This window comes from Streptomyces melanosporofaciens (genome assembly GCF_900105695.1).
GTDB classification, from domain to species: domain Bacteria; phylum Actinomycetota; class Actinomycetes; order Streptomycetales; family Streptomycetaceae; genus Streptomyces; species Streptomyces antimycoticus.
Genome location: NZ_FNST01000002.1, coordinates 1,707,977 through 1,732,737, shown reverse-complemented (window position 1 = coordinate 1,732,737; position 24,761 = coordinate 1,707,977). Strand labels below are relative to the sequence as shown.

At 70.5% G+C, this 24,761-nt stretch carries 17 protein-coding genes; all 17 read left to right on the top strand.

The genetic code is table 11. The annotated features are described in order from the left end of the window. Nucleotides 1–2: 2 nt before the first annotated feature. The 17 genes from BLV72_RS10470 to obgE all read left to right on the top strand — a co-directional run bounded on the left by BLV72_RS10470 (nucleotide 3) and on the right by obgE (nucleotide 24,687). Nucleotides 3–2,690, top strand: coding sequence for a valine--tRNA ligase (locus tag BLV72_RS10470; protein WP_093461778.1), 2,688 nt, complete (start codon nucleotides 3–5; stop codon nucleotides 2,688–2,690). A gap of 224 nt (nucleotides 2,691–2,914) precedes the next feature. Then, on the top strand, nucleotides 2,915–4,375 hold the full coding sequence (locus BLV72_RS10465) for a peptidoglycan D,D-transpeptidase FtsI family protein (RefSeq protein WP_093461776.1): 1,461 nt from the start codon (nucleotides 2,915–2,917) through the stop codon (nucleotides 4,373–4,375). Between the two features lie 54 nt (nucleotides 4,376–4,429). Then, complete coding sequence (gene folC / locus BLV72_RS10460) at nucleotides 4,430–5,935, top strand: bifunctional tetrahydrofolate synthase/dihydrofolate synthase (protein WP_093461775.1); 1,506 nt, start codon at nucleotides 4,430–4,432, stop codon at nucleotides 5,933–5,935. A gap of 1 nt (nucleotide 5,936) precedes the next feature. After that, nucleotides 5,937–6,290 carry a DUF4233 domain-containing protein gene (locus BLV72_RS10455; protein ID WP_093461773.1) on the top strand — a complete coding sequence of 118 codons (354 nt, stop codon included), beginning with the start codon at nucleotides 5,937–5,939 and terminating at the stop codon, nucleotides 6,288–6,290. 75 nt (nucleotides 6,291–6,365) lie between these two features. Beyond that, nucleotides 6,366–6,779 carry a nucleoside-diphosphate kinase gene (ndk, locus tag BLV72_RS10450; RefSeq protein ID WP_078641414.1) on the top strand — a complete coding sequence of 138 codons (414 nt, stop codon included), beginning with the start codon at nucleotides 6,366–6,368 and terminating at the stop codon, nucleotides 6,777–6,779. 321 nt (nucleotides 6,780–7,100) lie between these two features. Further along, nucleotides 7,101–8,120 (top strand): rod shape-determining protein, encoded by a 1,020-nt coding sequence (locus BLV72_RS10445; protein ID WP_093470284.1) that lies wholly within the window; start codon nucleotides 7,101–7,103, stop codon nucleotides 8,118–8,120. Between the two features lie 148 nt (nucleotides 8,121–8,268). Continuing rightward, the gene (gene mreC / locus BLV72_RS10440) at nucleotides 8,269–9,213 is read left to right on the top strand and encodes a rod shape-determining protein MreC (protein WP_093461772.1); all 945 of its coding nucleotides are present in this window, start codon (nucleotides 8,269–8,271) and stop codon (nucleotides 9,211–9,213) included. 6 nt (nucleotides 9,214–9,219) lie between these two features. Then, a complete protein-coding gene (gene mreD / locus BLV72_RS10435; RefSeq protein ID WP_059145737.1) occupies nucleotides 9,220–9,930 on the top strand; it encodes a rod shape-determining protein MreD in 711 nt (236 codons plus the stop codon). 85 nt (nucleotides 9,931–10,015) lie between these two features. Next, on the top strand, nucleotides 10,016–12,160 hold the full coding sequence (gene mrdA / locus BLV72_RS10430; RefSeq protein WP_093461770.1) for a penicillin-binding protein 2: 2,145 nt from the start codon (nucleotides 10,016–10,018) through the stop codon (nucleotides 12,158–12,160). Then, nucleotides 12,157–13,359, top strand: coding sequence for a rod shape-determining protein RodA (rodA, locus tag BLV72_RS10425; protein ID WP_093461768.1), 1,203 nt, complete (start codon nucleotides 12,157–12,159; stop codon nucleotides 13,357–13,359). The genes mrdA and rodA overlap by 4 nt, the downstream gene beginning before the upstream one ends. A gap of 35 nt (nucleotides 13,360–13,394) precedes the next feature. Continuing rightward, nucleotides 13,395–15,035 (top strand): CYTH and CHAD domain-containing protein, encoded by a 1,641-nt coding sequence (locus BLV72_RS10420; protein WP_093461767.1) that lies wholly within the window; start codon nucleotides 13,395–13,397, stop codon nucleotides 15,033–15,035. A gap of 71 nt (nucleotides 15,036–15,106) precedes the next feature. After that, nucleotides 15,107–17,029: a TIGR03960 family B12-binding radical SAM protein gene (locus BLV72_RS10415; protein ID WP_093461765.1), complete on the top strand. Its 1,923-nt coding sequence runs from the start codon at nucleotides 15,107–15,109 to the stop codon at nucleotides 17,027–17,029. Nucleotides 17,030–17,178: 149 nt separating this feature from the next. Beyond that, nucleotides 17,179–17,955 carry a TIGR03936 family radical SAM-associated protein gene (locus BLV72_RS10410; protein ID WP_093461764.1) on the top strand — a complete coding sequence of 259 codons (777 nt, stop codon included), beginning with the start codon at nucleotides 17,179–17,181 and terminating at the stop codon, nucleotides 17,953–17,955. A 222-nt stretch (nucleotides 17,956–18,177) separates the two neighbouring features. Then, nucleotides 18,178–22,278: an Rne/Rng family ribonuclease gene (locus tag BLV72_RS10405; RefSeq protein WP_244320718.1), complete on the top strand. Its 4,101-nt coding sequence runs from the start codon at nucleotides 18,178–18,180 to the stop codon at nucleotides 22,276–22,278. 243 nt (nucleotides 22,279–22,521) lie between these two features. After that, nucleotides 22,522–22,842: a 50S ribosomal protein L21 gene (rplU, locus tag BLV72_RS10400; protein ID WP_059145719.1), complete on the top strand. Its 321-nt coding sequence runs from the start codon at nucleotides 22,522–22,524 to the stop codon at nucleotides 22,840–22,842. Between the two features lie 14 nt (nucleotides 22,843–22,856). Then, on the top strand, nucleotides 22,857–23,114 hold the full coding sequence (rpmA, locus tag BLV72_RS10395) for a 50S ribosomal protein L27 (RefSeq protein WP_014060683.1): 258 nt from the start codon (nucleotides 22,857–22,859) through the stop codon (nucleotides 23,112–23,114). A gap of 139 nt (nucleotides 23,115–23,253) precedes the next feature. Continuing rightward, nucleotides 23,254–24,687 (top strand): GTPase ObgE, encoded by a 1,434-nt coding sequence (gene obgE, locus BLV72_RS10390; RefSeq protein WP_059145720.1) that lies wholly within the window; start codon nucleotides 23,254–23,256, stop codon nucleotides 24,685–24,687. Nucleotides 24,688–24,761: the final 74 nt, after the last annotated feature.

Sequence of the window (24,761 nt, the reverse complement as noted above, 5' to 3'; positions counted from 1 at the left end):
AGGTGACCGAGAACTCTTCGCAGCGCCCCACGAGCGGGCCGAACAGCCACCCCGAACTGCCGACCCAGTACGCGCCGGCCGATGTAGAGGGGCCGCTGTACGAGCGCTGGGTAGAGCGCGGTTACTTCGAGGCGGACGCGAAGAGCGACAAAGAGCCCTACACCATCGTCATCCCGCCCCCCAATGTGACCGGCTCGCTCCACCTCGGCCATGCCTTCGAGCACACGATCATCGATGCGCTCACCCGGCGCAAGCGAATGCAGGGCTTTGAGACGCTCTGGCAGCCCGGTATGGACCACGCCGGTATCGCCACGCAGAACGTCGTCGAGCGCGAGCTGGCCAAGGAGGGCGTCTCCCGCCACGACCTGGGCCGCGAGGCGTTCGTCGAGCGCGTCTGGCAGTGGAAGGGCGAGTCCGGCGGACAGATCTCCGGCCAGATGCGGCGCCTGGGCGACGGCGTCGCCTGGAACCGCGAGCGCTTCACCATGGACGAGGGGCTCTCCAAGGCCGTCCAGACGATCTTCAAGCGGCTCTACGAGGACGAGCTGATCTACCGCGCCGAGCGCATCATCAACTGGTGCCCGCGCTGCCTTACGGCCATCTCGGACATCGAGGTGGAGTACGACGACGATGACGGCGAGCTCGTCTCGATCCGGTACGGCGATCTGGAAGAAGGGGCGGCGCGTAGCGCCTCGGTTGAGGGTGGTGGCGGGCGACGGGCGGGCGCGTCCATCATCGTGGCGACCACCCGCGCCGAGACGATGCTGGGCGACACCGCGGTCGCCGTCCACCCCGACGACGAGCGCTACCGCCATCTGGTCGGCACCGAGATCGAACTGCCGCTCACCGGCCGCCGGATCCCGATCGTCGCCGACGAGCATGTCGACCCCGAGTTCGGCACCGGCGCGGTCAAGGTCACCCCGGCCCACGACCCGAACGACTTCGAGATCGGGCAGCGGCACGGCCTGCCGAACCTGACCGTCATGGACGAGCACGCGGTCATCACCGCCCACGGCCCCTTCCAGGGCCTGGACCGGCTGGAGGCGCGCAGCGCCGTCGTCGGCGCGCTGCGCGCCGAGGGCCGGATCGTCGCCGAGAAGCGCCCGTACACCCACTCCGTGGGCCACTGCTCGCGCTGTAAGACGACCATCGAGCCGCGGCTGTCCATGCAGTGGTGGGTCAAGGTCGGCCCGCTGGCCAAGGCCGCGGGCGACGCGGTCCGCGACGGCCGGGTGAAGATCCACCCGGAGGACATGTCGAAGCGCTACTTCGACTGGGTCGACAACCTCCACGACTGGTGCATCTCGCGCCAGCTCTGGTGGGGTCACCGGATCCCGGTCTGGTACGGGCCGAACGGCGAGGTCGTCTGCGTCGGACCGAACGAGGAGCCGCCGAGCGGCGAGGGCTGGCACCAGGACAGCGATGTCCTGGACACGTGGTTCTCGTCCGGCCTGTGGCCGTTCTCCACGCTCGGCTGGCCCGAGCAGACCGAGAGCATGGCGAAGTTCTATCCGAACTCGGTCCTGGTCACCGGCTACGACATCCTCTTCTTCTGGGTCGCCCGGATGATGATGTTCGGCCTGTACGCGATGGACGGCACCCCGCCGTTCCACACCATCGCGCTGCACGGCATGGTCCGTGACCAGTTCGGCAAGAAGATGTCCAAGTCCTTTGGCAACGCGGTCAACCCGCTGGACTGGATGGACACTTATGGCTCGGACGCGGTCCGCTTCACCCTGGCCCGGGGCGCCAACCCCGGCGTCGACGTCCCGATCGGCGAGGACTGGGTCCAGGCGTCCCGCAACTTCGCCAACAAGATCTGGAACGCGACCCGCTTCGCGCTGATGAACGGCGCGACGGTCGAGGGCGAACTGCCCGCCCCCGAGCGGCTGTCCGCCACCGACCGCTGGATCCTGTCCCGGCTGAACGAGGTCGTCGCCGAGGTCGACGCGCACTACGAGGACTACCAGTTCGCCAAGCTCTCCGACGTCCTCTACCACTTCGCGTGGGACGAGGTCTTCGACTGGTACGTCGAGCTGTCCAAGACCACCTTCGCCAAGGGCGGTGCGGAGGCCGACGCCGCGCGGCGCGTCCTCGGCGAGGTCCTGGACGTCACGCTGCGGCTGCTGCACCCGGTGGTCCCGTTCGTCACCGAGAAGCTGTGGACCTCGCTGACCGGCCAGGAGTCCGTCGTCATCGCGGACTGGCCCGGCGACAGCGGCTTCCGGGACGAGGCGGCCGAGCGGGAGATCGAGAACCTCCAGCAGGTGGTCACCGAGGTCCGCCGGTTCCGCGCCGACCAGGGCCTTCAGCCCGGTCAGCGGGTCCCGGCGCGGCTGGAGCTGTCCGGCACCTCGCTCGCCGCCCACGAGGACGCCATGCGTTCGTTGCTGCGCCTCCAGCCGGCCGGTGAGGACTTCACGGCCACCGCCTCGCTGCCGGTCGCGGGCGCGACGGTGGCGCTGGACCTCTCCGGTGCGATCGACGTCGAGGCCGAGCGCAAGCGGCTGGCCAAGGACCTGGCCGCGGCCGAGAAGGACAAGGCGCAGACGACCGCGAAGCTGTCCAACGAGGGCTTCCTGGCCAAGGCCCCCGACCATGTCGTGGAGAAGATCCGCACTCGGCAGGCGACCGCCGAGGCCGATATCGCGCGGATCACCGCCCAGTTGGCGGCCCTCCCCAAGGGCTGACAAGGGTTGACCGAGGGCCGACCGAAAGCCGGTCGGCACTGATCGCATGAGGCGCCCCCCGCCGGATTCCGGCGGGGGCGCTTTGCTGTGTGCGATGTGCCACAGATGCCCGGAGAAGCCGCACAAACGCCGCACAGACGCCGCACAGCAAAGCCCCACCGGGAACCAAACACTCCCTTCCGGGAGTTCTCCGGCAGTACGTCCCGGAAGGAGCTCCACCCTCCATGAACAAGCCGCTGCGAAGGGCCTCCATCTTCTCGCTTCTGCTCGTGCTGTCCCTGCTCGCCTGGGCCACCTATGTGCAGCTGGCGAGAGGCGACAGTCTCCGGGACAACTCGCACAACAGCCGTGTGGCCATCTCCCAGTACGCCGGCCCGCTGGGCGACATCCTGGCCGGCGGCAAGCCGATCACCGGCTCGGCCTCCACCGACGGCGACCTGAAGTACAAGCGCACCTACACCGACGGCAAGCTCTGGGCCCCGGTCACCGGCTATGCCTCCCAGTCCTACGGCAGCACTCAGCTGGAGGCCCTGGACCGGCAGGTCCTCGACGGCTCCGACAGCCGGCTGAAGAACCCGCTCGAGGCGGTGACGCGGGAGCGGTCCAAGCCCGGCGATGTGATCACCACGATCAATCCGGCCGTACAGAAGGCCGCCTATGAGGGCCTGGGCAACAAGACCGGCGCGGCCGTGGCGCTCGACCCCACGACCGGCGCCGTCCTGGGCCTGGCCAGCACGCCCTCGTACGACCCCGGCAGCTTCGCGGGCTCCTCCACCAAGGACCAGAAGGCGTGGCTCGCGCTGCAGAAGGACGAGAAGCAGCCGATGCTGAACCGCGCGCTGCGCCAGACGTACCCGCCGGGCTCGACCTTCAAGGTCCTGGTCGCCGCCGCGGCGCTGGAGAACGGGCTGTACTCATCGGTGGACGAGCCGACCAAGAGCCCGGATCCGTACCGGCTGCCGGGCACGGTCACCGATATGCACAACGAGAACAGGTCGGCGCCCTGTGAGAACGCGACGATACGCACCGCCCTGGAGTACTCGTGCAACACGGTCTTCGCGAAGATGGCCGTGGACCTGGGCCAGTCCAAGGTGGCGGCGCAGGCCGAGAAGCTGGGCTTCGACGACTCCAAGCTGGACATCCCGGTGCGCGCCGCGAAGAGCCTGTACCCGAGCGGGATGAACGATTCGCAGACGGCCCTGAGCGGTATGGGCCAGTTCGATGTGACGGCCACTCCGCTGCAGATGGCGATGGTCTCCTCGGCCATCGCGAACGACGGCAAGCTGATGACGCCGTACGAGGTCGACCGCACCACGGACGGCAGCGCCTCCGCCCTGGACCGTAACCAGGGCAAGACCTACGGCGAGGCGATGTCCAAGCACACCGCGTCCGAGCTGCAGTCCGCGATGGGGACGGTCGTGGACGAGGGCACCGGGACCAACGCGAAGATCCCCGGGGTGACGGTGGGCGGCAAGACCGGCACCGCCCAGCACGGTGAGAACAACAGCGCCAATCCCTACGCGTGGTTCATCAGCTACGCGGACGCCGGCAACGGCCACAAGGTCGCGGTCGCGGTGGTGGTCGAGGACAGCGACGCGGCCCGCGCAGACATTTCTGGTGGCGGTCTCGCGGGGCCGATCGCGAAGTCGATGATGAAGGCCGCATTGGCCGATACCGGGTCGTGACCCCGGGGATGGCGCTGGCCCGGCTTGTCACCCCTGCCTCGTAGACTGGTCGGCGTGAGCGAGGAGCGCCCCCAGAACGAGTCCGACGAGTTCGAAGAGATCGTCGAAGCCGAGACCGACCGCGACCCCGATCTGGCGGTGATCGAGGCCGGTAGCCGGACGCTGCGTGCGCAGTCCGGGCCACCGCAGGGGGACGGCATTCCCTCCCGCCCGGCCGACCCGGAGGTGGACCGCGCCCTGCGCGAGGTGGAGGGCGAGCTGGCCAAGCGCTGGCCGGAGACCAAGCTGGACCCGTCGCTGGTGCGCATCGAGTCGCTGATGGACATCCTCGGCTCGCCGCAGCGGGCCTATCCCTCGATCCACATCACCGGCACGAACGGCAAGACCAGCACCGCCCGTATGGTCGAGTCGCTGCTCGGCGCCTTCGAGCTGCGCACCGGCCGCTACACCAGCCCTCATGTCCAGTCGATCACCGAGCGGATCAGCCTGGACGGGGCGCCGATCTCCGCCGAGCGGTTCATCGAGACGTACCAGGACATCCAGCCGTACATCGAGATGGTCGACGCCCAGCAGGAGCACCGGCTGTCCTTCTTCGAGGTGCTCACCGGGATGGCGTACGCGGCCTTCGCGGACGCGCCCGTGGACATCGCGGTGGTCGAGGTCGGCATGGGCGGCTCGTGGGACGCCACCAATGTGGTCGACGCGGGCGTCGCGGTGATCATGCCGATCTCGCTGGACCACACCGACCGGCTCGGCACCACTCCTGAGCAGATCGCCACGGAGAAGGCCGGCATAGTGAAGCAGGACGCCACCGTGGTGCTCGCGCAGCAGCCGGTGGAGGCCGCCTCCGTGGTGCTCAAGCGCGCCGTCGAGGTGGACGCCACGGTCGCCCGCGAGGGCATGGAGTTCGGTGTGCTCTCCCGGGAGGTGGCGGTCGGCGGTCAGCTGCTGACCCTGCGCGGCCTCGGTGGGGAGTACCCCGATGTCTTCCTCCCGCTGCACGGCGCCCACCAGGCGCACAACGCGGCGATGGCGCTGGCCGCGGTCGAGGCGTTCTTCGGCGTCGGCTCCCAGCACGCCCGCACGCTCGATATCGACACGATCCGCTCCGCCTTCGCCTCCGTGACCTCGCCGGGCCGGATGGAGGTCGTGCGCCGCAGCCCCACCGTGGTGCTGGACGCCGCACACAACCCCGCCGGCGCCCGTGCGGCGGCCGAGGCGGTCACCGAGTCCTTCGACTTCAGCCGGCTGGTCGGCGTGGTCGGGGCGAGCGCCGACAAGGATGTGCGCGGTCTGCTGGAAGCCTTCGAGCCGATCTTCGCCGAGGTCGTGGTGACCCGCAATTCCAGCCATCGCTCGATGGACCCGGATGAGCTGGCCGCGATCGCCGTCGAGGTCTTCGGCTCCGACCGGGTCCAGGTCGAGCCGCGGCTGGACGACGCCCTGGAGGAAGCCATCACCCTGGCGGAGGAAGAGGGCGAATACGCCGGAGCGGGTGTGCTGGTGACCGGGTCGGTGATCACGGTCGGCGAGGCCCGGCTGCTTCTGGGAAGGGGCTGATATGCGAACGCTGTGCGCTTCCACCCTCATCGGTGAGTTCTTTGTGATCGGCTTCGCCGGGCTGGTCGCGATGAAGACGTCCGGGCTGTCGATGGGCACCGTCTGGACGGTCAGCGGGATCGCCATGGCGCTGTGTGTGGTGCTGTGCGGGATGCTGAGCCGTCCGGGCGCGGTGCAGATCGGCTGGGCCCTGCAGATCGGCCTGGTGCTGAGCGGCTTCGTGGTGACCACGATGTTCGTCCTCGGGGTGGTCTTCGCCGCGCTGTGGTGGGCCTCGGTCCACTTCGGCCGTAAGGTCGACGAGGCGAAGGCGCGGTTCGCCGCGGCCGCGGCCGCCTCGCCTGACACTGCGTGACGTGGCCCTCGTTCACCCATGTAGCCTCTGCCTCACAGCGCCACCCGCACGCCATTTCCCAAAGGAGCCCGCACCGTGAGCCAGCGCACGCTCGTCCTTCTCAAGCCCGACGCCGTCCGACGCGGTCTGGTGGGCGAGATTCTGGGGCGGATCGAGAAGAAGGCGGGCTGGACGATCAGCGCCCTCGAGCTGCGTCAGCTGGACCGTGAGGTCCTGGAGCAGCACTACGCCGAGCATGTCGGCAAGCCCTTCTACGAGCCGCTGATGGAGTTCATGGCCTCCGCTCCGGCCGTGGCGCTGGTCGTCGAGGGCGAGCGGGTCATCGAGGGCGTCCGGGCGCTGGCCGGGCCGACTGACCCGATCGCCGCCGCGCCCGGGTCCATCCGTGGCGATTTCGGCACCATCGTTCGGGAAAATCTGATCCATGCCTCGGACTCGGAGGAGTCCGCCGAACGGGAAATCAAGATTTTCTTTCCCGGGCTCGCCTGATCCCGATCCGATCGGTACTGATCGGCCATCAGTTTGATCATCAGCTTGCCACACCCCTGCTGACCTGGGGGCGGCCGAATTACCCGGCCGCCCTTCGGCATATGCGAGCCGATCGGGGGAACGCATCTCCGCGACACGACGTCACCATTAGAGGAGGCGGGGTCGTGTTCTGCTGACAATGGCGGAGGACCCCCGCAGCGTGTTCGAGCGGGCGTGACTACGATGAAGCTTCCGCGCCTCGCAGCGCACACCCATCCTGCCGACCTCTAGCAAGCAATCGCTCCAGCAGGGAAGGCCTGACGTATCCTCATGGGGAACAACATGTCGTTCATCGGCCGTGACATGGCTGTCGACCTCGGGACCGCCAACACGCTGGTGTACGTCAGGGGCCGCGGGATCGTCCTCAACGAGCCATCCGTCGTCGCCATCAACACCAACACGGGCGGAATTCTCGCCGTGGGCGCCGAGGCGAAGAAGATGATCGGCCGCACCCCTGGCAACATCGTCGCTGTGCGTCCGCTCAAGGACGGCGTTATCGCCGACTTCGAGATCACCGAGCGGATGTTGCGGTACTTCATCCTGAAAATTCATAAGCGCCGCTATCTCGCCCGGCCCCGTGTGGTCGTCTGTGTGCCGTCCGGTATCACCGGAGTCGAGCGCCGTGCCGTCATCGAGGCGTCCACCCAGGCGGGCGCCCGCCAGGTGCACATCATCGAGGAGCCCATGGCCGCGGCCATCGGTTCCGGCCTTCCGGTCCACGAGGCCACCGGCAACATGGTCGTGGACATCGGCGGTGGCACCACCGAGGTCGCCGTCATCTCGCTGGGCGGCATCGTCACCGCGCAGTCCATCCGGGTGGCGGGCGATGAGCTGGACAACGCGATCATCCAGCACATCAAGAAGGAGTACAGCCTGCTGCTCGGCGAGCGCACCGCCGAGAACATCAAGATCACCATCGGCTCCGCCTCCGAGAGCGACGAGGAGGAGCACACCGAGATCCGCGGCCGTGACCTCGTCAGCGGCCTCCCCAAGACCGTCGTGATCTCGGCCGCCGAGGTCCGCAAGGCCATGGAGGAGCCGGTCAACTCGATCGTCGACGCCGTCAAGACCACCCTCGACAAGTGCCCCCCGGAGCTCTCCGGCGACGTCATGGACCGCGGCATCGTGCTCACCGGCGGCGGTGCGCTGCTGCGCGGCCTGGATGAGCGGCTGCGCCAGGAGACCGGGATGCCGATCCATATCGCCGAGGACCCGCTGGACTCCGTCGCGCTCGGATCCGGCAAGTGCGTGGAGGAGTTCGAGGCGCTCCAGCAGGTGCTGGACGCCCAGCCCCGCAGATGACAATCCGGCGAACCGGCCGTGCGGGTGGTTGGCTGCCCGTGCGGCGGAACGCTGATATACAGGCATAAGGCTCCCCAGGACCGGCCGGTCACCACATCTCCGGCACCGGCACCGGTCCGACTTCGACGAGGAAGGCACGTCGCCGCACGTGAGGGACACACGAGAGAGCCGGCTGCTCCTGGTGCTGCTGGTCGCCATCGCGTTCGCGCTGATCACGGTGGATATCCGCGGCGGCGAGGACTCACCCCTCGATGGCGCACGTCAGGCCGCCGCTTCCGTCTTCGGGCCCGTGGAGGACGGCGTCGCGTCCGCCGTCGACCCGGTCGGCAACGCCGTCGCGGCCGTACGGGAATCGGGCGACCGGCACGACCGGGTCCGCCGCCTGGAGGAAGAGAACACCAAACTCAAGCAAAAGCTCGGCAACGACTCCCGGAACCGCGCCCGCTCGGCCGAGCTCGACAAGCTGCTCAAGACCGCGGGCGCCGGCCAATACGGCATCAAGGGCGCCCAGGTCATCGGCATCGGCGCCGCCCAGGGCTTCTCCTGGACCGTCACCCTCGACATCGGCAGCAACGACGGCATCCGCCGCGACATGACCGTCATCAACGGCGACGGGCTGGTCGGCCGGGTCACCACCGTCGGCTCCTCGACGGCGACCGTGCTGCTCGCCATCGACCCGGACTTCACCGTCGGCACCCGTATGGAGGGGTCGGGCGAGCTCGGCTTCGCCACCGGGCGCGGCGACCGCTCGCTCCACGTGCAGCTCCTCAACGGCAAGGCCCGGATCAAGCAGGGCGACCGGATGGTCACCTTCGGCTCCCAGGCGGACAAGCCGTTCGTCCCCGGAGTCCCGGTCGGCAAGGTCGTGCGCGTCGACCCCACCGGAGGGGATCTCACCCGAACGCTTCAAGTGCGCCCGTACGTGCGGTTCAGCAAGCTGGACATCGTCGGGGTCGTCGTCCAGCCGCCGCGCGGCAACCCGCGTGACACCGTGCTGCCGCCCAAGCCCGCGAAGCCCAAGCCGACGCCCACGGTCACCGTCACGGCCAACCCCTCCGCCACCGCCACGAGCCCGGCCGCCAACAGGAGCTGACCGATGCTGCACCTCAACCGGATCGTCCTGTCGACCTGCCTGGTGGTCTTCGCCCTCGTCGTCCAGATCTGTGTGCTGGCCCGGCTCCAACTGCCCGGCGCCGTCCCGGACCTGCTGCTTCTCGTCGTGCTCGGTCTCGCGCTCGTCTACGGCCACACCGGCGGTGCGCTCATCGGCTTCGCCGCGGGCCTGCTCGCCGACCTCGCCCCGCCCGCCGACCACGCCGCCGGGCGCTATGCCCTGGTGCTCTGCGTCATCGGCTATCTGGCGGGGCTCGCCAAGCCGGAGTCCGGCCAGCTCAGGTCGGCCACCGGGCCGATGCTGGTGGTCGTGGCGGCGGCCATCGGCGCCACGCTGCTGTACGCGGGGGTCGGCATCCTGGTGGGCGACGACGCGGCCCGTCAGGTGGGCCTGGGCAAGCTGCTGTTCACCGCGGCCCTCTACGACCTGCTGCTGGCACCCTTCACGGTGCCGCTGATCATGGGGCTCGCCAGACGGAGTGAGAACGATCCGATGGCCGACAGCGCGGGCGGCGGCGGTGAGAGCACGTCCCGCTGGATCAGCGCGGCGGGCGGCGTCAGCACCGGCCGGGTCGGCCGGATGAGCCGGCTCAGGCGCCCGGGCCGGGCGGCCCGGATCGGCAGCCAGCGCGGCGGGCTGCTGGCCCGCACCGGGAAGAACAGGACGGCACGCATCAAGGGGGTCAAGCGCCTGTGAGCACAGCCCTCCCGTCGCCCGCCGCCCTCCCCTCTGTCGTCTCCGTTCGTCCTCTCGTCGCCCACCACCGCCCTCAGGGGATGCCATGAGTAATATCCCCGAGACCGGACGGACCCCCCGGGTCACCATCCGGCTCGTCGGCCTCCAGATCCTGGTCTTCTCGCTGCTGCTGACCCTCGGCGGGCGCCTGTGGTACCTGCAGATCCGCAACGGCGACGAGTACACCGCCGAAGCCGCCAACAACCACGTCCAGCAGGTCGTCCACCCCGCCGTGCGCGGCTCCATACTGGACGCCCGCGGGGTGCCGCTCGCCGACAACGAGACCCGTCTGGTCGTCTCCGCCAGCCGCACCGAGTTGATGAAGATGCCGGACGACGGCAAGGCCGCTCTCACCCGTCTGGCCGACGTCCTGGGCATGAAGCCCAAGGACGTCATGGACAAGGTCCGGCTGTGCGACGCCAAGACCCCGCAGCCGTGCTGGAACGGCTCCCCGTACCAGCCCATCCCGATCACGGACGAGGCCAGCGCCAAGCAGGCGCTGCAGATCCGCGAGCGCGAAGAGGACTTCCCCGGGATCAGCGCCGAGCCCACCGCCGTGCGCCGCTACGCCGCTCCGGCCGGCTCCAACGCCGCCCAGGTGCTCGGCTATCTCTCCCCGGTCACCGATGAGCAGGTGAAGGAGGCCGAGCACACCAAGTCGCCGCTGCTCCGCTCGGACCAGGTCGGCAGCAACGGCCTCGAGCGCCAGTACGACAGCGAGCTGCGCGGCAAGGCCGGGGTGACCCGCTACGAGGTCGACAACCTCGGCCGTGTCATCGGTCAGCGGGAGAGCCAGCGGGCCCGTCCCGGCGACAACGTCGTCACCAGCATCGACTCGCGCGTCCAATCGGTCGCGGAGAAGGAGCTGGAGCAGGCGATGCGGGACGCCCGCAAGCAGCACGACCGGAACACCGGCACCAACTACAAGGCGGACTCCGGCGCGGTCGTGGTCATGGAGGCCAAGACCGGCCGGGTGGTGGCCATGGCGTCCAACCCGACGTACGACCCCAACGCCTGGGTCGGCGGCATCTCCGGCAAGGACTACAAGCAGCTCACCGGCAAGAAGTCCAACTACCCGCTGCTCAACCGGGCGATCCAGGGCCAGGCGGCCCCCGGCTCGATCTTCAAGGTCATCCCGACGACCGCCGCGATCAACGCCGGGTACTCCTTCAACGGGCCGTATCCCTGCACCAGCTCGTTCAACATCGGCAGCCAGGTCTTCAAGAACTTCGAGTCCGAGAACTACGGCGGGATCAGCCTCGGCCGCGCGCTGGAGGTCTCCTGCGACACCGTCTTCTACCACCTGGCCTACGAGCAGTGGAAGAAGGACGGCGGCAACAAGCCCAAGAAGAAGCCGGGGGACTGGTTCTACCGGACCGCCCACCAGTTCGGCCTCGGTAAGGAGACCGGCATCGACCTCCCCAACGAGGTCACCGGCCGGGTCCCGGACCGCCAGTGGAAGAAGGACTACTGGAAGGCCAACAAGGACGCCTGGTGCAAGACCGGTAAGAAGGACGGGAACTACGGCCAGCGGATCGCCTACGAGAACTGCCTCGAGGGCATGAAGATGCGCGCCGGTGACTCCGTGAACTACTCCATCGGCCAGGGCGACACCCTCGTCACCCCGATCCAGATGGCCACCATCTACTCGGCCATCAGCAACGGCGGAACGCTCTACAACCCGACCGTCGGCAAGGCGATCGTCAGCCCCGACGGCAAGGACGTCCGGGAGATCAAGCCGGAGTCGCACGGCAAGCTGCCGATGAAGGGCCAGACCCGCGACAAGATCGACAGCGCGCTCGCGGGCGTCGCCACCCGGGGCACCGCCGCCTGGCGGTTCCAGGGCTGGCCGCAGGACAAGATCCCGATGCACGCCAAGACCGGTACCGCGGAGGTCTACGGCAAGCAGACCACCTCGTGGTTCGCGACGTACACCAAGGACTACTCGATCGTCATGACGATCTCCCAGGGCGGTACCGGCTCCGGGGCCTCCGGCCCCGCGGTGCGCAAGATCTACAACGCGCTGTACGGGGTCGACGCCAAGGGCGGCATCGACAAGAAGAAGGCGCTGCTGCCCCAGCCGCAGGCCAACCTGCCGAAGATCTCCTCGGACGGCTCCATCGAGCCCCAGCCCCTGGGCAAGCGGTTCGAGGCGGCTTCGAGGGAGCGGCGGCGGGGAGCGGATTCATGAGCGCGTCCACGCACGGCTACTCCGTACGCCGCTTCACCCCTGAGCGCGGCGCCTGGAGCAAGCTCATGGCGCGCGACTCCATCGTGCGCCGCCTCGACTGGGTGCTGCTGCTCACCGCGCTGGCCCTGTCCACGATCGGTGCGGCGCTCGTCTACTCCGCCACCCGCAACCGCACCGAGCTCAACCAGGGCGATCCGTACTACTTCCTGGTCCGGCACGCCCTCAACACCGGCATCGGGCTGCTGCTCGCCATCGGCACCGTCTGGCTGGGCCATCGCACCCTGCGCGGCGCGGTCCCGGTCCTCTACGGCCTGTCCGTCGTCCTCGTCCTCGCCGTGCTCACCCCGCTGGGCTCAACGATCAACGGGGCGCACGCATGGATCGTGGTCGGCGGCGGATTCTCCCTGCAGCCGGGCGAGTTCGCCAAGATCACGATCATTCTGGGCATGGCGATGCTGCTGTCCGCGCGCGTGGACGCGGGTGACCGGCTCAACCCCGACCACCGCACCGTGGTCCAGTCGCTCGGGCTGGCCGCACTGCCCATCGCGATCGTGCTGCTGATGCCGGACCTCGGCTCGGTGATGGTCATGGCGGTGATCGTGCTCGCCGTGCTGCTCGCCTCCGGCGCGTCCAACCGCTGGATCGCGGGGCTGATCCTCACGGCCGTGCTCGGCGCACTGCTCATCTGGCAGTTGCACGTCCTCGACCAGTACCAGATCGACCGCTTCGCCGCGTTCGCCAACCCCGCGCTCGACCCGGCCGGGGTCGGCTACAACACCAACCAGGCGCGGATCGCGATCGGCTCGGGCGGTCTCACCGGTAAGGGGCTCTTCCACGGCACCCAGACCACCGGTCAGTTCGTCCCCGAGCAGCAGACCGACTTCGTCTTCACGGTCGCGGGGGAGGAGCTCGGCTTCCTCGGCGCGGGCCTGATCATCGTGCTGCTGGGGGTCGTGCTGTGGCGCGCCTGCCGGATCGCGCGCGACACCACGGAGCTGTACGGGACCGTGGTCGCGGCCGGGATCATCGCCTGGTTCGCCTTCCAGTCGTTCGAGAACATCGGGATGACGCTGGGCATCATGCCGGTGGCCGGTCTGCCGCTGCCGTTCGTCTCCTACGGCGGAACCTCGATGTTCGCCGTATGGATCGCGATCGGGCTGCTGCAGTCCATCCGAGTGCAGAGGCCCGTCTCCGCTTAGGGCTGATTGGCCCGAGTTCGGGTACGTGACATCACATGGTGGACACGAAGCAGGAGATTGAACGCAAGTACGAGGCCACCGCCGAAGAAGCCGGTCCGTCCGGGCGACCCGACCTGCCGGGTCTTCCCGAACTGACCGGGGCGGGTCCGGTCGCGACCGTGGTGAGCCGCGGTGTCGCGACCCTCGAGGCCACCTACTACGACACCCCCGGGCGACGGCTGCTGGCCGACGGCATCACCCTGCGCCACCGCACCGGCGGCGCCGACGAGGGCTGGCATCTGAAGCTGCCCGTCGGCCAGGACACCCGGGAGGAGCTGCAGGCGCCGCTCGGCACCGAGGTGCCCGCCGAGATGGTCGCGCTGCTGCGGTCGCGGGTCCGCCACGCTCCGCTGCGCCCGCTCGCCCATCTGCACACCGAGCGGGACCGTAAGGATCTGGTGGACGCCGACGGCACCGTGCTCGCCGAGGTGGCGGTCGACCGCGTGACGGCCCGGCGGCTGGCGCCGGAGGAGAGCGAGCCGGTGCGGTGGACCGAGGTCGAGGTCGAGCTCGCCGAGGGCCGGGGCCACGATCAGCGGCTGCTCGACGCGGTGGAGGGGCGGCTGCGCGACGGCGGTCTGCACCGCGCCGACACCCCCTCCAAGCTCGCCAAGGCCCTGGCCGAGACGGAGAAGGTCGCGGTCGCGGTCGAGACCGGCGGAGGCGGGCCCGGCCGGTCCGCCAAGCCCGGGAAGCCCGCGAAGAGCGCCCGTCAGGTCGAGGAGGCCGCGCCGTCGGCGGTCCGGCGGCCGCTCGGCGCCGACGACGTCGTCCTGGACTATGTACGCCGTCAGATCGACGCCATGGTGCGGCTCGACCCCGCCGTGCGCAGGGACCTGCCGGACGCGGTGCACCGGATGCGGGTCGCCACCCGCCGGCTGCGCAGCGCCTTCCGCTCCTACCGCAAGGTCCTGGACCGTACGGTGACCGATCCGATCGGCGACGAGCTGAAGTGGCTGGCCGGTGAGCTCGGCCTGGAGCGCGACCGTGAGGTGCTCACCGAGCACCTCGAAGGCCGTCTCGACGAGCTGCCGGACGACCTCCGGCTCGGCCCGGTGCCGGCCCGGCTGCACCACTGGTCGCAGGGACGGCGCGAGTCCGCCCGCGCGGCCGTCCTGGGCGCGCTGGACAGCGAGCGCTATCTCACGCTCCTGGACACCCTCGACGCCCTGGCGGCCGATCCGCCGCTGCGCCCCGCCGCCGCGAAGCCGGCCGCGCCGGTGGTCGTCAAGGCCGTGCTGCGCGACTATGAGCGGCTCGCCACCCGTATGACCACCGCCCTGGAGACGCCCCCGGGGCCGGACCGCGACGTCGCGGTCCATCAGGCCCGTAAGGCCGCCAAGCGCGTCCGCTACGCCGCCGAGACGGCCCGGCCCGCGCTCGGCAAGTCCGCCAAGAAGTTCGCCCGCCGCATGCAGGCCGTACAGGACGTGCTCGGCGACCACCAGGACAGCGTCGTCGTGCGCGAGGCGCTGCGCGCGCTGGCCACCCAGGCCCACGGCGCGGGGGAGAGCGACTTCACCTTCGGCCTGCTGTACGGCAGGGAGGAGGCGCGGGCCGCCGCCCGCGAGCGCGAGCTGCCCGGTCTGTGGGCCGATGTCTCCCGTAAGAAGCACCGGGCGGCCCTGGAGGCGTAGAGCCGTGGCGAGGGAGTCCGACGCGGCAGGTACGCTAGAGGGTCACCCCTGTCAGCTCACGAAAGTCCGCGATGTCTGTCGAGTCGGTCTTCCCACAGCTCGAGGCCCTGCTGCCGCATGTGCAGAAGCCTATCCAGTACGTAGGTGGCGAGCTCAATTCCACTGTCAAGCCGTGGGAGAGCTGCGACGTCCGCTGGTCGCTCATGTACCCGGACGCCTACGAGGTCGGTCTCCCCAACCAGGGCGTCATGATCCTTTACGAGGTCCTCAACGAGCGCGAGGGTGTGCTCGCCGAGCGCACCTACAGCGTGTGGCCGGACCTCGAGGAGCTGATGCGCGAGCACAAGGTGCCGCAGTTCACCGTGGATTCGCACCGCCCGGTGTCCGCGTTCGACTTCCTCGGCGTCTCCTTCTCCACCGAGCTGGGGTACACCAACCTGCTCACCGCGCTCGACCTCGCGGGCATCCCGCTGGACGCCCGGGACCGCACCGAGGACCACCCCGTCGTGGTCGCGGGCGGCCACGCCGCGTTCAACCCGGAGCCGATCGCCGACTTCATCGACTGCGCGGTGATCGGCGACGGTGAGCAGGCCGTGCTCGACATGACCGCGATCCTCCGCGACTGGAAGGCCGAGGGCCGCCCGGGCGGCCGCGACGAGCTGCTCTTCCGTCTCGCCCGCACCGGCAGCGTCTACGTCCCGAAGTTCTACGACGTGGAGTACCTGGCCGACGGGCGGATCGCGCGCGTCGTGCCGAACCGCTCGGGCGTGCCGTGGCGGGTGTCCAAGCACACCGTCATGGACCTCGACGAGTGGCCCTACCCGAAGCAGCCGCTGGTGCCGCTGGCCGAGACCGTCCATGAGCGGATGTCGGTGGAGATCTTCCGCGGCTGCACCCGGGGCTGCCGCTTCTGCCAGGCGGGCATGATCACCCGCCCGGTGCGCGAGCGGTCGATCACCGGCATCGGCGAGATGGTCGACAAGGGGCTGAAGGCCACCGGTTTCGAGGAGGTCGGCCTGCTGTCGCTCTCCTCCGCCGACCACACCGAGATCGGCGACATCGCCAAGGGCCTCGCCGACCGGTACGAGGAGGACAAGATCGGCCTGTCCCTCCCGTCGACCCGGGTGGACGCCTTCAACATCGACCTCGCCAACGAGCTGACCCGCAACGGGCGCCGCTCGGGCCTCACCTTCGCCCCCGAGGGCGGCAGTGAGCGCATCCGTAAGGTCATCAACAAGATGGTCTCGGAAGAGGACCTCATCCGTACGGTGGCCACCGCGTACGGCAACGGCTGGCGCCAGGTGAAGCTGTACTTCATGTGCGGTCTGCCTACCGAGACCGACGACGACGTGCTGCAGATCGCCGACATGGCGACCAAGGTCATCGCCAAGGGCCGCGAGGTGTCCGGCAAGAACGACATCCGCTGCACCGTCTCGATCGGCGGTTTCGTCCCCAAGCCGCACACCCCGTTTCAGTGGGCCCCGCAGCTGAGCGCCGAGGAGACCGACGCCCGGCTGGAGAAGCTGCGCGAGAAGATCCGCGGCGACAAGAAGTACGGCCGCTCGATCGGCTTCCGCTACCACGACGGCAAGCCCGGCATCGTCGAGGGTCTGCTCTCGCGCGGCGACCGCCGGGTGGGCGCGGTCATCCGCGCCGTCTACGAGGACGGCGGCCGCTTCGACGGCTGGCGTGAGCACTTCTCGTACGACCGGTGGATGGAGTGCGCCGAGCGGGCCCTGCCCCAGTTCGGCCTCGACCTCGACTGGTACACCACGCGCGAGCGCACCTACGAGGAGGTCCTGCCCTGGGACCACCTCGACTCGGGCCTCGACAAGGACTGGCTGTGGGAGGACTGGCAGGACTCGCTCGACGAGACCGAGGTCGAGGACTGCCGCTGGACCCCCTGCTTCGACTGCGGCGTCTGCCCGCAGATGCAGACCGAGATCCAGATCGGCCCCACCGGCCGGAAGCTGCTGCCGCTGTCGGTGAAGTAGCCGTCCGGCGGCCCTCCGTCACCGGGGGGCCCACAAAGTAGGCTGGAAGAGACCGGGGCCTTGCGGCCCTGGTGCTCGACCGCAAGGAAGTACAAGGAGACAGTCCCCTGGGCAAGCGACAGCCCGAAGGCCCCCCGCCCGCTCCCGCGGTGCAGCGCATCCGTTTGCGTTACACCAAGCGCGGCCGCCTCCGGTTCACCAGCCACCGCGACTTCCAGCGCGCCTTTGAGCGGGCGCTGCGCCGCGCCGAGGTGCCGATGGCCTACTCGGCGGGCTTCACCCCGCATCCGAAGGTGTCCTACGCCAATGCCGCACCCACCGGCACCGGCAGCGAGGCGGAGTACCTGGAGATCCAGCTGACCGAGGCGCGCGACCCCGAGAAACTCCGGGCGCTGCTCAACGAGTCGCTGCCCGCGGGGCTCGATGTGATCGAGTCCGTGGAGGCCCGCACCTCGGGGCTCGCCGACCGGCTGCAGGCGTCCGTATGGGAGATCCGGATCGACCAGGTCGCCCGGGCGGACGCCGAGCGGGCCGCCGCCGCCTTCCTCGAGGCCGACACGGTCGAGGTGGAGCGCCGGACGAAAAACGGGTTGCGAACCTTCGACGCCCGTGCGGCGGTGGCCCGGCTGGAGGTGCTTCCGCCTCGGGCCGATAGGCCCGGAGACGCTGGCTGTGCGATACTGCGGCTGGTGGTACGGCATCTGACACCTGCCGTGCGACCCGACGACGTCCTGTCCGGTCTCCGCGCTACGGCCGACCTGGCGCCGCCGGTCCCCGCAGCGGTGACCAGGCTGGCGCAGGGGCTGCTCGATGAGGAGTCCGGCACGGTGACCGACCCGCTCGCGCCCGATCGCGAGGCAGTTCAGGCCGCCCCAACCACGGCCGCCGAGCTGACCGCCGCGATGGCGCCGGGAGGTTCCGCGTAGGGCCGCCGTCGATGCGCCGCCGATGCACTTGGGAGCCACCCGGGTGCGGCTGGCGCACTGACCAGGAGACTTTCGCCGGTCCCGACACATTCGGTCCCGGTGAGCGAGACGACAGCTCCCGTGCGGCGACCGCGCCCCGGGCGGCGGCACACGCGCACAGTGCGCGGGTTGCCGGCCGGAGGCAGGCGCGGCGCCCGGGAGCGTGACGGGAGAAACGCCCGCATGCTCGAACCAATTGAGCCGACCCAACCTGTCCAGCCCCTTGGGCCGCCCGCGCCGCGTGCCGCGGCGCCCGGGGATCCCATCGAGAGCACGCCCAGCGACACCCTGCCGCCGCGCCGCCGCCGTGCGGCCTCCCGCCCGGCCGGCCCGCCGGTCGGCGGAGTGAGCGGCGCCGAGGTCACCACGCCCTCATCGCCGGCCATACCGGCCGATCAGATCGTTGCCGTCGCCGCGTCCGAGGCCGCTTCCGAGCCCGTCGCCGCCGGCGCCGCCGTGGTCACCGCGAGTGGATCCGCATCCGGGTCCGACACCGAATCCGCCGCTCCGCCCGCCCGTACGCGGCGTCGGGTGGCGCGCAAGGCGACGGCTCCGGCGGGTTCGCCGGAGGCCGCGGAGACCGTGGTGACGGCCGATGCCGGCCGTGGCGGCGAGGAGACCCAGGCCGCCGCCGAGCCCGTGGCGGAGGCCGCCCCCGAGGCCGCTCCGCCCGCTCGTACGCGCCGCCGTGCGACCCGTAAGGCGACCGCTCCGGCGGGTGCGCCCGCGGAGGCCGCGGCGCCGGACCAGGCCATCGAGCCCGAGCGGGCCGAGGAGCCGGCAGCGGCTCCGGAGGCCGAGGCGGAGACCGCGCCCGCGGCCCCTGCCCGTACGCGCCGTCGTGCGAGCCGTAAGGCCACGGCCCCCGCGGGCCCGCCGCAGGCGGAGGCCGCCGACGCGGACGCGTCGTCTGCGGCGGCCGCTGGTGGCAGTGGTGACGAGGCCACGGCCCCAGCCGCAGTCGCAGCCGACGCCCCGGCCGATGAGGTCCCGGCCGACGAGGCGCCGCGCACCCGTGCGCGTCGTCGTGCGAGCCGTAAGGCGACCGCTCCGGCGGGTGCGCCCGCGGAGGCGGAGGCCGTGGAGCCGACGGAGCCCGATGAGGCCGCGGAGGCCGAGGCCGAGGCGGAGACCGTGCCCCCGGCGCCCGCCCGTACCCGTCGCCGTGCGAGCCGTAAGGCCACCGCCCCCGCCGGAGCGCCCGCGGAGGCCGAGGCCGCCGAGGAGCCCGCCGCCGAGCAGCGGGGCGAGAGCGCCGAGGAGTCCGCCGGTACGCAGGCCGAGGAGGCGCCGCGCGGCCGCACCCGCCGCCGCGCCACCCGAGGCACCACCGCCGAGGAGCCGGGCAGCGCTCCGGAGCCGCAGACCGCCGAGGCCGAGGCCCCGGCCGCCGAGGCCGAGTCGGAGCCCGCGCCCCGTTCGCGTCGCCGGGCGGTCCGCCCGCCGACGGCCGTGTTCCAGGCGCCGGTCTTCACCGAGCCGGTCTTCCAGACGCCGGAGAGCGCCGCCGCCGAGGCCGCCGCCGCGCTGGAGGAGCCCGAGGAGGAGGAAGAGGAGCAGCCGACGGCCGAGGAGACCCCCGAGGTCGTCGAGCCCGAGGTGGCCACCGGCCGCCGTCGGCGCCGCCGCCGTGGTGGTGAGCCCGCCGAGGAGCAGCCGGAGGCCGAGGAGCCCGAGGCCGCCGAGGCCGAGTCCGGTCAGCCCGAGGGCGAGCACGGCGATGAGGAGCAGGGCGACCGTCCGGCTCGTCGCCGCCGCCGTGGTGGACGGCGTCGCCGCCGGGGCGAGGCCGCCGAGGGCGAGGGCGCCGAGGGGCGCTCCGAGGCCGAGACCGAGCGGTACGAGGACGAGTCGTCCGCCGAGGGCGAGAGCGCCGAGGAGCAGGGCGAGGGCCGGGACGAGGCGGACGCCGAGGCCGGTGAGCACGGCGGCTCCGGCAGCACCAGCAGCCGTCGTCGCCGTCGGCGCCGCCGTCGCAGCGGTGACGCGGTCGAGGCGGAGGCGGGCGGTGACGACCCGGAGCGTACGGTCGTCAAGGTCCGCGAGCCCCGGGAGCCCCGCGAGCGACGCGGCAAGGAGTCCGAGTCCGGCGCCGACGAGGTGCAGTCGATCAAGGGATCGACGCGTCTCGAGGCCAAGAAGCAGCGCCGTCGCGAGGGCCGTGAGCAGGGCCGCCGCCGCGTTCCGATCATCACCGAGGCCGAGTTCCTGGCCCGCCGGGAGGCGGTCGAGCGGGTCATGGTCGTCCGGCAGAACGGCGACCGTACCCAGATCGGCGTGCTGGAGGACAACGTCCTCGTCGAGCACTTCGTGAACAAGGAGCAGGCAACCAGCTACGTCGGCAACGTCTACCTGGGCAAGGTCCAGAACGTGCTGCCGTCGATGGAGGCCGCCTTCGTCGACATCGGCAAGGGCCGCAACGCCGTGCTGTACGCGGGCGAGGTGAACTTCGAGGCGCTGGGGCTCTCCAACGGGCCGCGCCGCATCGAGACCGCCCTGAAGTCCGGCCAGTCCGTCCTGGTGCAGGTCACCAAGGACCCGATCGGCCACAAGGGCGCCCGGCTGACCAGCCAGGTCTCCCTCCCGGGCCGGTATCTGGTCTATGTGCCCGAGGGCTCGATGACCGGCATCAGCCGCAAGCTGCCCGACACCGAGCGGGCGCGGCTGAAGCAGATCCTCAAGAAGATCGTCCCCGAGGACGCGGGAGTGATCGTCCGCACCGCCGCCGAGGGGGCGAGCGAGGAGGAGCTGTCCCGCGACGTCGCCCGGCTGCAGGCGCAGTGGGAAGAGATCAAGAAGAAGTCGAAGAGCGGCAACGCCCCGTCGCTGCTCTACGGCGAGCCCGACATGACCGTCCGGGTCGTCCGCGACATCTTCAACGAGGACTTCTCCAAGGTCATCGTCAGCGGTGACGACGCCTGGGAGACCATCCACGGCTATGTCTCGCATGTGGCGCCCGACCTCGCCGACCGGCTCCAGAAGTGGACCTCGGACGTCGACGTCTTCGCCACCTACCGGATCGACGAGCAGCTCATGAAGGCGCTGGATCGCAAGGTCTGGCTGCCCAGCGGCGGCTCGCTGGTGATCGACCGGACCGAGGCGATGGTCGTCATCGACGTCAACACCGGCAAGTTCACCGGCCAGGGCGGCAACCTGGAGGAGACGGTCACCAGGAACAACCTGGAGGCGGCCGAGGAGATCGTGCGCCAGCTTCGGCTGCGCGACCTCGGCGGCATCATCGTGATCGACTTCATCGACATGGTGCTGGAGTCCAACCGCGATCTGGTGCTGCGCAGGCTGCTGGAGTGCCTGGGCCGGGACCGTACGAAGCACCAGGTGGCGGAGGTCACCTCGCTCGGCCTGGTCCAGATGACCCGTAAGCGGGTCGGCCAGGGGCTGCTGGAGTCCTTCTCCGAGTCCTGTGTGCACTGCAACGGCCGCGGCGTGATCGTCCACATGGACCAGGCGTCGGCCGCCGGCGGCGGTGGCGGCAAGCGCAAGAAGAAGAAGTCGGCCGGTGCCGCCCAGCAGCCGGCCGAGCAGGAGCAGGCCGCCGTGGCGGAGGCCGAGCCCGAGGACGTCACCGAGGCGGCGGCCGAGATCGCGGCGGAGGCCACCCAGCCGAAGCCGGAGCCGGAGCCGGTCTTCGCGGCCGACGAAGAGCTGTACAGCAGCGCCGCGGAGGCCGAGGCCGCCGCGACCCGTGGGCGTACGCGCCGCCGTGCCACCCGTAAGGCGTCCGCTCCGGCGGGTGCCCCGAAGGCCGCCAAGGAGCCGGAGGGCTCGGTGGTCGTCGTGGCCGACGAGCCGAAGGAGGCGCCCAAGGCGGAGCCGGAGGCGGTCGCCGAGGCCCCCGCTCCCACCGAGGAGCCGGAGTCCGTGGCCCCGCTGGAGGCCGTTCCCGCGCCGCGTACGCGCCGTCGGGTGACCCGTAAGGTGACCGCCCCCGCGGGCTCGCCGACGGGCTCCGAGGAGGCGGCCGTGGTGGTCGTGAGCGCGTCTTCGACGGAGTCGGAGACCGAGCCGAAGGCGGAGGTGGCGCCCGAGGGCGAGGCCGAGTCCGAGGCGCCGGCGAAGAAGACCGCCCGTAAGGCGGCCGCCAAGAAGGCCCCCGCCAAGAAGACGGCGGCCAAGAAGACCGCCGAGAAGAAGACGGCGGCGAAGAAGACGGCGGCCAAGAAGACCACGGCGAAGAAGACGACCGCCAAGAAGACGGCGACGAAGAAGACCGCGGCGGCGGAGCAGCAGACTCCGCAGTCGGTCTCGGCCGCCGCCGACGACTGACCCGGCCGTCCGGCCGACCGGGGGGCACCCTGCCACGTGGCAGGGTGCCCCTCCGGGCTCTGGTAGCCTTAATCTTCGGCGTCTATACGCCAAACCCCTGAGCACATCCCTTCCGCTTCGCCGGAAGAGGCCGTTCGGCCGATGGTGAATCGCATGAATCCCTCGGTTGTCACGACCCCCCGTGGGCCGTGTTGGGCGGCTGGCATCAGAGGTCCTGATTTCTAGCGAGAGAGTGAGAACCGCGTGTACGCAATCGTGCGCACCGGCGGCCGCCAGCAGAAGGTGGCCGTGGGCGATGTCATCGAGGTCGACCGTCTGGCCAACAACAAGGTCGGCGACACCGTCGAGCTCTCGACTCTGCTCGTTGTCGACGGCGACGCCGTCACCAGCGACCCGTGGGTGCTGGCCGGCGTGAGGGTTCACGCCGAGGTCGTTGATCACCACAAGGGTGAGAAGATCGACATCCTGAAGTACAAGAACAAGACCGGTTACCGGAAGCGGATCGGCCACCGCCAGCTGCACACCGCGCTGAAGATCACCGGCATCGACTCGGCTGCGAAGTAAGGGACTGAGGAGAGATGGCACACAAGAAGGGCGCATCGTCCACTCGGAACGGTCGCGACTCCAACGCCCAGCGGCTCGGCGTCAAGCGCTTCGGCGGCCAGACCGTCAACGCGGGCGAGATCCTGGTCCGCCAGCGCGGCACGCACTTCCACCCGGGCACGGGTGTCGGCCGCGGCGGCGATGACACGCTGTTCGCGCTGGCCGCCGGTGCGGTGCAGTTCGGCACCAGCCGGGGCCGCAAGGTCGTGAACATCGTCCCCGTCGCTGAGTAATCAGCCCGGGCGATATCGCACAGCCTTTCCGAGGGCGGACCGCTCTTCCCGTGACGGGAAGCGGGTCCGCCCTCGGCGCGTTACGAGCGTGAGGCACATCAGAACACCCCTGAATCCGCATTAACTGGAGGCACCCGTCATGACCACCTTCGTGGACCGCGTCGAACTGCACGTCGCCGCGGGTAACGGGGGCCACGGCTGCGCCTCCGTGCACCGCGAGAAGTTCAAACCGCTCGGGGGGCCGGACGGGGGCAACGGCGGCCGTGGCGGCGATGTGATCCTGGTCGTGGACCAGTCCGTCACCACGCTCCTCGACTACCACCACAGCCCCCACCGCAAGGCCACCAACGGCAAGCCCGGCGAGGGCGGGAACCGCTCCGGTAAGGACGGCACCGACCTGATCCTGCCGGTCCCGGACGGCACCGTCGTCCTCGACAAGCAGGGCAATGTGCTGGCCGATCTGATCGGGCAGGGCACCACCTACATCGCCGCCCAGGGCGGCCGCGGTGGCCTCGGCAACGCCGCGCTCGCCTCGGCCCGCCGTAAGGCCCCCGGCTTCGCGCTGCTGGGTGAGCCGGGTCACTCCGGGGACGTCGTCCTCGAGCTCAAGACCGTCGCGGACGTGGCCCTCGTCGGCTACCCGAGCGCGGGCAAGTCGTCGCTGATCTCGGTGCTTTCGGCGGCCAAGCCGAAGATCGCCGACTATCCGTTCACCACGCTGGTGCCCAACCTCGGTGTGGTCACGGCCGGTTCGACCGTCTACACCATCGCGGACGTCCCCGGCCTGATCCCCGGCGCCAGCCAGGGCAAGGGCCTGGGCCTGGAGTTCCTGCGCCATGTCGAGCGCTGCTCGGTGCTGGTGCATGTGCTGGACACCGCGGCCCTGGAGTCCGAGCGCGATCCGCTGACCGACCTCGATGTCATCGAGGCGGAGCTGGCCCAGTACGGCGGTCTGGACGACCGGCCGCGGGTCGTCGTGCTCAACAAGGTCGACATCCCCGACGGCCAGGACCTCGCCGACATCATCCGGCCCGATCTGGAGGCCCGCGGCTACCAGGTCCTCGAGGTCTCGGCGGTCGCCCATCTCGGCCTCAAGGAGCTGTCCTTCGCCCTGGCGCAGATCGTCGCGGAGGCGCGGGCGGCCAAGCCGCAGGAGGAGGCGACCCGGATCGTCATCCGGCCCAAGGCCGTGGACGACGCGGGCTTCTCGGTCGTCGCCGAGGAGGGCTTCTACCGCGTGCTGGGCGAGAAGCCCGAACGCTGGGTCCGCCAGACCGACTTCGCCAACGACGAGGCCGTCGGCTACCTCGCCGACCGCTTGGCCCGCCTCGGCGTCGAGGACGAGCTGGTGAAGGCGGGCGCCCACTCGGGCGACGAGGTCGTCATCGGCCCCGCGGACGACGCGGTCGTCTTCGACTGGGAGCCGAGCCTGGCGACCGGCGCCGAGATGCTGGGCCGCCGCGGTGAGGATCACCGCTTCGACGCGCCGCGTCCGGCTGCTCAGCGGCGGCGTGAGCGGGATGTGGAGCGGGACGAGGCGGACCAGGAGTACGACGCGTTCAAGCCGTTCTGAGGGGCGGGCGGGCCGCGTCGGGGTGGGCGCCAAGCGTTCTGAGGGGCTGAGGGGTGCGTAGCCGCCCCTTGGCC